This window comes from Dapis purpurea BLCC-M126, assembly GCF_050015975.1.
Classification (GTDB): Bacteria; Cyanobacteriota; Cyanobacteriia; order Cyanobacteriales; family Microcoleaceae; genus Trichodesmium.
On sequence record NZ_JBNHER010000125.1, the window covers coordinates 1 to 10,701 of the forward strand.

The 10,701-nt window shown below is 34.3% G+C and carries 6 protein-coding genes; 3 read left to right on the forward strand and 3 right to left on the reverse strand.

Annotated features, from left to right (window positions below):
- The first annotated feature begins 137 nt into the window (after positions 1 to 137).
- Both ACP6PL_RS11305 and ACP6PL_RS11310 read left to right on the forward strand, forming a co-directional pair.
- Complete coding sequence (locus ACP6PL_RS11305) at positions 138 to 545, forward strand: hypothetical protein (protein ID WP_426545357.1); 408 nt, start codon at positions 138 to 140, stop codon at positions 543 to 545.
- Entirely contained in the window at positions 526 to 1,017 is a 492-nt protein-coding gene (locus ACP6PL_RS11310) for an HNH endonuclease (RefSeq protein ID WP_426545358.1), read from the forward strand. The genes ACP6PL_RS11305 and ACP6PL_RS11310 overlap by 20 nt, the downstream gene beginning before the upstream one ends.
- A gap of 70 nt (positions 1,018 to 1,087) precedes the next feature.
- Here ACP6PL_RS11310 and ACP6PL_RS11315 read toward each other — a convergent pair whose 3' ends face one another.
- On the reverse strand, positions 1,088 to 3,283 hold the full coding sequence (locus tag ACP6PL_RS11315; protein ID WP_426545359.1) for a protein kinase domain-containing protein: 2,196 nt from the start codon (positions 3,281 to 3,283) through the stop codon (positions 1,088 to 1,090).
- A gap of 1,924 nt (positions 3,284 to 5,207) precedes the next feature.
- On the reverse strand, positions 5,208 to 7,013 hold the full coding sequence (gene mrdA / locus ACP6PL_RS11320; protein ID WP_426545360.1) for a penicillin-binding protein 2: 1,806 nt from the start codon (positions 7,011 to 7,013) through the stop codon (positions 5,208 to 5,210).
- Between the two features lie 1,376 nt (positions 7,014 to 8,389).
- On the opposite strand from mrdA, the gene cysE reads away from it, so the two are divergent.
- Complete coding sequence (gene cysE / locus ACP6PL_RS11325) at positions 8,390 to 9,133, forward strand: serine O-acetyltransferase (protein WP_426545361.1); 744 nt, start codon at positions 8,390 to 8,392, stop codon at positions 9,131 to 9,133.
- A 355-nt stretch (positions 9,134 to 9,488) separates the two neighbouring features.
- Here cysE and ACP6PL_RS11330 read toward each other — a convergent pair whose 3' ends face one another.
- Positions 9,489 to 10,097, reverse strand: a complete 609-nt coding sequence (locus tag ACP6PL_RS11330; RefSeq protein WP_426545362.1) for an Npun_F5749 family FMN-dependent PPOX-type flavoprotein — start codon at positions 10,095 to 10,097, stop codon at positions 9,489 to 9,491.
- Between the last annotated feature and the right edge of the window lie 604 nt (positions 10,098 to 10,701).

A 10,701-nucleotide genomic window follows, 5' to 3' on the forward strand; every position in this document is an offset into this window, starting at 1 on the left:
TACATCGCTCTATTTGGCATACGCTATATATAGTGTCTTTGCGTAAGTCCTGATATTATCAAGCACTATGGTATTGATGTATGGCAGAAAATTGAATATTCTTTTGATAAAGAAGTAATTTAAAAGAGGTCGTTTCAATGAAGATAGTTCAAGGTTTAAATTACCAACAATGGCAAAAAAGAAATAAAGATAAATTCAAAACTTTGACAGTTTCACAACAAAAAGAAGCTCGAACAAAAGGATTTTTCAATCGAGGATGGGAGCAAGTCAAACAATCATGGGACATACTTATGTCTTTTGTCAATATAGTGAATAACAATCTTATCACTATGTTTGAACATAAACTTAATAAAGGCGATCTTATTGGTGCGATTAATCAATCACTCTATGAAACAGAATATATTGCAGAAGTTGTAGAACAGAAAGTTGACAAAATTGATCGACTTTTACAAAAAGCAACAGATATGTTTAATAAAACTAAAAAACGGTTTGCTACATACGAAACAGCAATGGAATATAGATACAATGATCAAACAACGACTTGATACACTATATGACGCTTCTGAAATCAAAAATATTTGGGAGAGAAATCAAAGATTACCATGTATTAAAGACCCAAAAGAGGGGTTGATAACTCCACATATGTATAGAGCTAATAAAGGTTCAAAACCGTGTCCCTATTGTGGACAAAAAATGGTGCATGGTAGACAATATTCTACTCAGTCTAAAGAAGAAGCCAAGAAGCGGGGTTATGAATACAAAACAGTTGATGGAAAACTATACATAAATCAAGCTGGTTCATCTTACTATCACCAACATTACGTTACTATTGACCACAAATTGAATAAAGCACGTTTCCCAGAAAAAATGTTTGATTATGATAACTTAGAAGCAATTTGTTGGCGTTGCAATAATCAAAAAAGTGATAATCTCATGTTTGAATTAGAACACAAACTAGAACATCTTAGATCATTGAAAGAGTCAGTTTTTAAGAGATATCCAAATCCACATAAATGAAATGTTGATATAGGAACGGGAAATATATTTCTATATCTCCTATCCTAATTTATTTACCAACATAATATTCCTACAATCTCCAAATCAAAATCCGCCCTCCTTCACCCCCACTAACTAAACTTTGACCATCCGGACTAAACTGCACTGGATGATAACCACAAAGACTATCCAATAACCTCCCAGTCTGTAAGCTCCATAACTTAACCGTACCGTCTATACTTCCACTAGCAAGAATTTGATTATCCGGACTAATAGCAACAGATAAAACTGCGCGAGAATGACCTTTTAAAGTATTCAATAATTCACCAGTACAAACATCCCACAACTTAATAGTTTTATCTTCACCCCCACTAACTAAAGTTTGACCATCTGAACTAAAAGCAACTGAATAAACACCCCCAGAATGGGCTCTTAATGTTCTCAGACTTTCACAACAACCTACCTGCCAAATTTTAATAAAACCATCAGCACTACAACTAGCAAAAATGTGATTCTGAGAATAATTTTTTTCTGTAAAAATATTGTTGACTTTGCTATAAGTTACACAGAAAACTCTGTCTAAATGTTCATGTAATTTATATAGTAATTCTCCATTACGTTGATTCCAAATTTTAATTGTATTGTCAGCACTTCCACTTGCTACAGTTTCACCATCTGGGCTAATAGCTACTGAAAAAATAGCACCATCACGATGACTATAAGGAGAACCTGAATAGCTATAAAATCTATCTGCGATTGTTTTTTTCTGTAGATTCCAAACTAATATTGTTCTGTCATCTCCAGCGCTAATAACTCTTCTACCATCAGCAGTAATAGCTATTGCATATACTTCAGCACTATGACCTAGAAATTTATGCAAAAGTTGTCTGGTTTTGAGGTTCCATAGTCTAATTGCTTTGTCATCACTACCACTTGCTAAAATAAAACCTTGGGCGTCTATGGCTATGCTGTTTACAGGAGCAGTATTATCTTTGATGATTTGTACAGTTTTCCATAACTGAGAGAGTTCTACATAGTTTCTGATTTTAGTTTTTACTGGCAGTAAATTTGCTTTTTTTCTGTCAAATTCTATGACATTATCTATTAGTTCTGATTGATGGTTGAGATGATTATTATATGATGATTTTGACGTAATTGGTTGGTAAATATCCTTATTATTATCAGATATTTCTATTTGTTTATAATCTGCTAATTGTCCTGATTTTTTGTTATTTTTCCATGCCTCTATTTCGGCCTGCACAATCACATCCAGATGAGATTTTTTTTTGTGTATTTGTAATTTCCCTAAAGATGTTTTTTCTGCTTGATTAGTATTTTGATATTCTGGCTTTGCCTTTCCTCTTTTAGTGGAAACCAGAGCAATTTCTATGAGTAATTCAGTAGCTGATTGATATCTTTCTTTGACTAAATCTTTGACTAATTTATCTAATATTTTTTCGAGATTTTCGCTGATTTTTTTCCCTTTTTGAATTAGATGCGATCGCCAAATTAATTCTCCACTCAATGGATCAAAAAGTTGGGTAGGTGGTACTTGAGTTAGTAAATGAATACAAGTCATACCTAAACTGTAAAGGTCACTGGCTGGATATGCTTTACCTCCCCGTATTTGTTCTATTGGCGCGTATCCTAATGTGCCAGTCATAGTACCCATTTTATTTGGGTCTGTTTGACTATTTAGTTTAGAAATACCAAAATCTATTAAAACTAATTGATATTTTTGATTTTCTCCAGTTAGTTGTGAATTTAAACTATTAATTCGTAATATATTCTCTGGCTTTATATCTCTATGTATTACTTGCTTTTCGTGAATAAATTTTAGTAATGGCAATATTTCATATAATATTTTCCAGATTTTTTCCTCACTAAATGCACCTTCTGCTTCCAATTCTTGTAGGAGGTTTTGTCCGGTAATTAATTCTTGTACCAAGTAGAGATTTTCATTTTCTGCAAAATAAGCATAAAAAGTAGGAATTTGAGGATGTTCACCTAATTTTAGTAATTGTTCTGCCTCTCTTTTAAACAATTCTGATGCTTTATTAGTAGAGACTAAACTGTGTTTTTGTGGAGAAAATTGTTTGACAACGCAAGGGGTATTAAATCTATCTAAATCCACTGCTAATAAAGTTCTGCCAAAGCTGCCATTGCCAATAGGTTTAACTACTTGATAATGTCCTCGCAGTAACAACTTTGAACCGCAAGTTTGGCAAAATTCGACATCGTTGGGATTTTCCGGTTGTTGGCAATGTAAGTTAAGGCAATAGCTCATAGAAAAAAATTAGTAAATTTAATATTTAATAGGAAGTTATACCGCTTCTTCTCCAGATTTATTGTGTACTCCTTAATAATATTCAAGAAAAATTTATAAATACTATATACTATTACTACTATTACTATGGTATCTATGATTCACTCTAATTGACAGAAAGCTCAGAAAATTAAATAAAAATTTAATGATTATTAGTCAACTCAGTATTGACGGTAAAAAAATAAATATGATACATATACTCTTAGAGATTGTTTGTAGAATAAGTATTAAGAAACTTGTTGATAAACTAAATCTTCAAGCTTGAATAAGGCCAAGGATTAAAATCACTCTACAGGCGTGGGGGTATCAGTATTAATACTCCTAAAGTTATGGTGAACTAGAAGTGACAAATGATTTTTTCTTCGCCTATTCCCTATTCCCTAAATTTAATTTAATTATGGAAAATACTGGTTGGCTTGATTTATTGATTGGTGCTGTAGCGATAACAATTTTAGTTGGCGGATTGATCTTATTGTTCAAAGGTATTTCTTCAATGCAAAAATAAAAACATGGCTTTTATAGCAGTTTTCACAAAGGCAGACTACAAAACTTCTTTTTATGAATTTAGAATTTAGAATTCAGAATTATTAAATTATCGAACTGTAGCAATTTTCCAGAAATGTTGAATAAAAAATTTATGCCTTCTGCCTTTAAGCAAAAATCTCTGTGCTCTATGTCAATTAAAACTGCTGTAATCTAATTACAATTAGCAAATATCAATTATCTCTTAGCTTTTTATTTTCCTACTGGAGATTTGAGAGACTGTTTCAAACAAAGATTAAGACAGTCTTCATTAATGGATAATGAATAATGGATAATTACCTCTGGTTAAAACCGTAACGGAATTGAAGATAAGGAAATCACAATTTCTTTTCTCGAGGGAAGATTGAATATGGCGTTTAGAGCTCCGCATAACGCTTGTTTTACTGGCGCAAAGCTTTCCTCTCGGAATGCTAACGGCTATCACCGACATGAAAAACGGAGTTATATGTCAGCAAAATGACCGCTTTTTCTCTTGAAATAGAAGGCTTTAAACTAAATTGATTAATTATCAATTATCCATTGGTAATGGTTAATTTATGTGGGTTAGGGTGAACAGTTTCCACCGCTTTTTCTCTTTGAAAATAAAGACTTTAAACCTAAATTATTTAATTAGGGTTTGGGATCAAAAGAATGAAAGTATTTACTGATATTGCTTTTGGCATTTTTAAGTCGGGAAAAAGTGCGCTTGCTTTGAGTTGAAAAGCCTCAACAAGTTAGTATTAACAGCAAGATTTGGACAGAGAAACTGAGGGATAATTCTTCCGACTGCCTTCTCCCTTATTCCTTACTCCTCCTGTCTACTTTCTCCTGACTCCTACCCTCAACCATAAGACTTTTGAGCGCAAACCATAATTATTAATTATTCAAGAAAGATTTATATCAAATCTGCTTACTTTGGGAGAATAAAATTCTAAAAGAGGCAACAATTGACTTGTAGCCCACATTCCGCACGTCAAGTTGTAGCATTAAAAGTAGTATAAAAACGGCAGCTTGGTAGGTATTTATACTATGTAGCTCCGATTCATTGACGTTTCTGAGGAGTCAAATTCTCAGGAAAATATTAAGCATAAATACTCAATTACTTACTCCTGTTGACCACTATAATTGTCTCCTGTCTCCTGTTTTTTATACTACATTTTGTCGTACGGAATGTAGGTTGTAGGGGTTTGGTCACCAAGCCAAAACCCTAGCAGGCATGAATTATACCAATAGTATCTGATTTGATATCAGCAGACAACAATTAATAAATACAGAATAATTGGTTGGAAATTTGACCCCAATCAATTTTAGAAACAATAGGTGTCAACTGATAACCGAAATGATCTATTTCCTAGCAAAAAAGCTAGTTATATTTAGCTTGGCTATACTTCCGAAAATAAGTTTGAAAAACCTGTTTAGCAACTGGAGCGGCAGAAACAGAACCATAACCACCATTCTCAACAATCACAGCGATCGCTATTTTTGACTGTTCGGCTGGCCCAAAAGCTACATATAAGGAATGGGACTTTTTTCCAATTAGTTCTGATGTACCTGTTTTTCCTCCTGTAAGTGGAATGGTACCATCATTAAGAGAGCGTGCTGTACCATAATCAACAACATCAATCATCCCTTCCTTAATCATATTCACATATTCAGGTTTCAACTCTGTAGGTATAGGTTTGATTTCTGGAGAATTAGTTTGATCTGCAAGCAAATGAGGCTTAACCTCTTTCCCACCATTAGCGATCGCTGCTGCTGCTACTGCCAATTCTAAAGGTGTGGCCAAAACTAGACCCTGACCAATTGCCATAGTAACTGTATCACCTAAATACCAAGCATCATTATAAATTTGGCGTTTATCTTCTTCAGTAGGAATCAGACCATTATATGTAGCAGGTATACCCAGAAGGTTTAAATTTTTGCCTCCTAAACCAAGTTTATATGCCCATTTAGCTATTTCTGTATGACCAATACTTATCCCCAACTTATAAAAAAAGGTATTACTACTATAAGCTAATGCAGTTCTAAAACCAATAGGGCCATATCCTCCGCTATGTTCCTTAAAACGAATACCTCCAATATAAATAGAGTCAGAAGTTTGGATAATTGAGTATGGAGAAAATTTGCTAGATCCCATAGCAGCAGCAGAAGTAACTATTTTAAATGTGCTACCTGGAGGATAACCTTGGAGCGCTCGATTTACAAATGACTGCTCTTGACTATGAAGACTTCGCCATTTTTCTTCAGCCACAGGTTTTGTAAAGACATTGGGGTTAAATCTGGGATAACTTGCCATTGCTAAAACTTCCCCTGTATTCACATCTAGAACAACTACTGCTCCTTTGCGAAAACCCAGAGCTTTTTCTGCTATTTTCTGAAGGTCTAGATCGAGGGTTAACTTGACTGTTTTTCCACCTTGAGGTTCTTTTTCTTCAAAGATTCTTATTTCGCGATTTTGGGCATTGACTTCTATGAGACGCTGACCCCATTTTCCTGCGAGTTGATCATTAGCACTAGCTTCAACTCCTATCCTACCAACCATCATTCTTAGTTGGTATTGGTGGTTAGTTTCTAGTTCTGCTGGTGTAACTTCCCCAAGGTATCCTATGACATGGGATGCTAATTGTCCATGGGGATAATAACGAGTGGATTCAGCTCTAATTTCTAAACCAGGAAATTCCTCTGCCCTTTCTTGTAAAGTGATAAAAGTATCAGGGCTAACTTGATAGGTAAGATGTATATTCCTTTCTCCTGAAGTAATGGCCTCTTCTACTTTTTCAATAATTTTGTTAGCTGGTATATTAATTATTGGGCTGAGTTTAGCTGCGGTAATTTTCCATTGCTCTTGAAGTTGTTCTTTCGGCCATAAGTATATGGAACGGGTTAGACGGTTAGATGCAAATGCTTTGCCATAACGGTCTAGGATTAGTCCTCGATTAGAGGCAACTGGAATAGGTCGAATGCGGTTTTTTTCTGCTCGTTCCCTATTGTGTTTACCTTGGATTAATTGGAGTTGGGCCAGACGAGTTACTTGTAGACCAATGATAGTTGTGGTCAATAACATCATGACAATTGCTCGGTAGATTAAGCGTGACCGATGTTCCTGATATGAGAGGTTATTCTCTTCTATTTTCCGGAACCCAAAAGAAAAAGAAAATTCGCGCACCATGATTTCTTGATTTATAAATAAGGTTTAAGGTTAACAATTGAATTTTGATTAGATGAAGTAGTTATTATTAAAGGGTAGGTAATGATTGAATAATTGCCAAGAGTTAGGGAGAAAAAAATAATAGTCTAATCTTGTAAAACTCAGAGCTAATGAGTGAGTAGCTCCATTAACAATGACTATATTTAAAATCTTTTATTATCTGTCTGTAATACCATGATTAATAGTAATACAAGTTATCAAATAATTAAGGTTTAAAGCCTTTCTTTTTCAGGAGAAAAAACGGTGGTTTTCTTGGGGCAAAACTTCGCACTTTGGAGTCCCACCGCTATGAAAAGCGGAGTAACTCTGTGTTAAGCATTCAATCATTAGTTAGCCTATTACAGCAGAACTGCTTCATTAGCAATTAGTTATTAAATCATGGTCGAGCGATTATAAAGTATTAGTAAAAGCCCATAGCGTAAGGATTACTTCTCCTGAATACTAAATTGAAATGACCTTATATTTAAAGATGGATAAATTCATGAATTTCATAATTATGTCGAAATTATGTCGAACTTCATATAGAATTGGTAAGTGTCTAGGAAAAATTAATTACCTAATTTTTTTCCCTGTGATTTTAAGAATATAGGCTGTTCAGCACCTAGAGTATTTATAATTAATTTTGGCTGCTCCTGCTAGTCTAATAGTTTTTCAGTAAAATGAGGTGATGGGAAGAATGCTTCAGATTTCCTGTAGAATCTAGCGTGTTTAAGTAAAATAAGTTATTCATGCATCTAAATACTTCACTTATGAAGTTTTTCCCTACATAGAGTGTGAAAAAAAACCTCGCACCCCACCTCCTTCTATCATTAACTATGCACCACCACCTAATTTTGGATAATTAATTACTTATAAAAAGCACCAGAGCTAACCGCAAGCTAGCTGAATACTTACAGCAATATTGACCATTAATCTCCTAAACACCAAGAAATAATTAGGAAAATTACTGATAGACATAACCACCGGGGAATATGTAGCCATTGTATTAAGTCCATTGGTTCTAAAATAAAGACACTGGTCACGAACCAACTAAATATCAATACCATAGTTATCAGAAATAAAGACATAATAGTAGTATTTTAAGGTAAATTTCAATAACTAATTTAATTCAGATTCGAGGATCATATTCAATGCTCTACTGAAGCCAAAATAGTATTAATTCAATTGGTTCTAAAATCAAGATACTCATCCTTAACTAACTAAATATCAATACTATACTTTGTTGATCGGAAATCAAGACATAATAGTAGTATTTTGACGCAAATTTAAACAACTAATTTGATTCAGATTCAAATATAATCTGAAGTGACATACTGAATTAAAAATCGTAAATTTTTATGTTTAAAACTCTTTTAGCTGACTTCCGAATTATCTTTGAAAGAGACCCTGCAGCTCGTAACTGGTTGGAAGTTCTCACTTGCTATCCTGGTCTTCAGGCTTTAGTGTTTTATCGTCTTGCCCATAGTTTGTATTCTCTGAAACTTCCTTTCTTCCCTCGCTTCATTTCTCATATAGGCCGTTTTTTGACCGGGATTGAAATTCACCCTGGAGCTGTTATTGGTCAAGGTGTATTTATTGACCACGGTATGGGTGTTGTGATTGGGGAAACTGCTATTATAGGAGACTATTGCCTGATTTACCAAGGAGTAACTCTTGGCGGTACTGGTAAAGAAAGTGGCAAACGACATCCTACTTTAGGAGATAATGTGGTTATTGGTGGAGGGGCAAAGGTTCTCGGTAACATTAATATTGGTAGTAATGTTCGTATTGGTGCCAGTTCTGTAGTGCTTGGGGATGTTCCTTCTGATTGTACAGTCGTGGGAATACCAGGTAGAGTTGTATATCGTTCTGGAGTTAAGGTAAATCCTTTAGAACATGGTAGTTTGCCTGACTCTGAAGCTCAAGTTATTCGTGCTTTGGTTGATCGAATTGATGCTCTTGAGGAACAACTAGAAAGTTTACAAGGTAAATTATCAGGATCTCTTTTAGTGAAGTCTGATGCCCAATCTTCTTTCGGTCATCCCGATCATAGTTTCCAAGACCGAGCAATTCAAACTTTTTTGGATGGCTCAGAAATTTAACCACATCACCAGGAACTCCTCACCTACATTTAGGAGGGCTGATTGATACATAGGCTCAAATTTTGTTTGAAGGAATGGGTATTGTAGTTAGCTTGGAATGAGGAGGAAAAGATTTTTGATTAATAAAAGTAATTTTCTAGTAACCAAAAGTCTCTCCTACCTTTTTTCCTCCTCTTTATTACTAAATTACTCAAGGTTTTGACATCTCCGGTTATTGAAAACCCTGAATTCTGTGGTTAGCCCACCACAAAAATGAAGTAACTCTACACTTAAACTTAGATGGGAACTAAAGGCTGTATTTGATATTTGATTTTTCACGACATAATAACCACAGGGTTTAGTTCTTTTAAAGATGTCAAGGATTAATGGCTTGAGTAAACCAAGTTTTATGGTTATCAATTTGATAAAGCCAGCGATTTTGTGGCTCTCCTCTTAGTTCTAAATGCTCGACTTTTGTAGGGTATAGCAATAATAGGCAAAAGTTAAATAGGGGATTGGCTAAATTAGGTGGAGGTAATTCAAAAGCACTGGCTTCTACTTTACTTTCTACTGGATTTGGCCAGGTAAATTGCTGTCTGGCATTGTCTGAAATTTCTTGCCATGTAGTTTGTCTAGCTTTAGTAAGTTTGGGATGAGGATTATTGGCTTTGACTAGGGTAAGTTTGCCACTGAGGCGAAATTGTTCTCTGGTTTTGGGAAAGTACCAACAGACTTCTCCCCAAGGATTTTTTTCTATTTGCTCTACTTTTTGGCTACGACTGTCAGTGATGAATTTTAGCTGATTAGTTTGTTCTAAAAAACCTCGGAATACAACAGTACGATTTGTCGGTTTTCCTTCGAGAGTGACTGTTGCTAACTGGAGATAACGAGCATAGGTAAGGCTTTGGTTTTTATATATGGCTCTGGCTAGGGGCGATCGCCAAGTTGCTAGCTCTTCTTCCTCTACTGAGTTAAGTTCAGTCATTCTTTGGTATATTTTGGAGTTTTTTTGTAGAGAGTTAATATTAAAGGTTTTGATTTTAGATTATAGTTACTGTTCACTTATTAGACTTTATCAGATATAGGTCTTCATGGCAATATATTATGGTCAATTTTCCTGGTTAAGGTGAGATTGATGACTGCTAGAAAATTAGTACGTCATGTCAGATTTTGAGTTGCTTTTAGGAGATTTTTCTCTGATAACAAAAAAACTTTTTATACTTAAAATTAGCAAGTTAAATTAGTGTATTTATTGATAGGTAAAATAGATTATAATCTTCGTGAATTTTAGTTTATAGATGCTTAATTATTAACTTTTATATTCAACAGCAAAGTATTATTTTATACATAAAATTAGATAATGCAGTAGCAGAGATATACTTAGAAGTACACCATAGCATAGAATGATCAAAATTTTGATCGTTAGTTGAAATAGGGAAAATTCTATAAGTTATCGTCAAGAGTAAAGATAGCAAGATAATATAAAAATTTCTTCAGCAATTAACAATTACCTCTCCTCTAATAAAGGATCGACGCTTACAGCGCTTTTCAGTTGAGTAGACCACAAAACTGTTGTAGGAGTAATGAGT

What these genes read in the sequence shown, in the direction of transcription:
- ACP6PL_RS11310 (WP_426545358.1), top strand. Translation starts at nt 526, where the DNA reads ATGATCAAACAACGACTTGATACACTATATGACGCTTCTGAAATCAAA.
- ACP6PL_RS11305 (WP_426545357.1), top strand. Translation starts at nt 138, where the DNA reads ATGAAGATAGTTCAAGGTTTAAATTACCAACAATGGCAAAAAAGAAAT.
- mrdA (WP_426545360.1), bottom strand. Translation starts at nt 7,013, where the DNA reads ATGGTGCGCGAATTTTCTTTTTCTTTTGGGTTCCGGAAAATAGAAGAG.
- ACP6PL_RS11330 (WP_426545362.1), bottom strand. Translation starts at nt 10,097, where the DNA reads ATGACTGAACTTAACTCAGTAGAGGAAGAAGAGCTAGCAACTTGGCGA.
- cysE (WP_426545361.1), top strand. Translation starts at nt 8,390, where the DNA reads ATGTTTAAAACTCTTTTAGCTGACTTCCGAATTATCTTTGAAAGAGAC.
- ACP6PL_RS11315 (WP_426545359.1), bottom strand. Translation starts at nt 3,283, where the DNA reads ATGAGCTATTGCCTTAACTTACATTGCCAACAACCGGAAAATCCCAAC.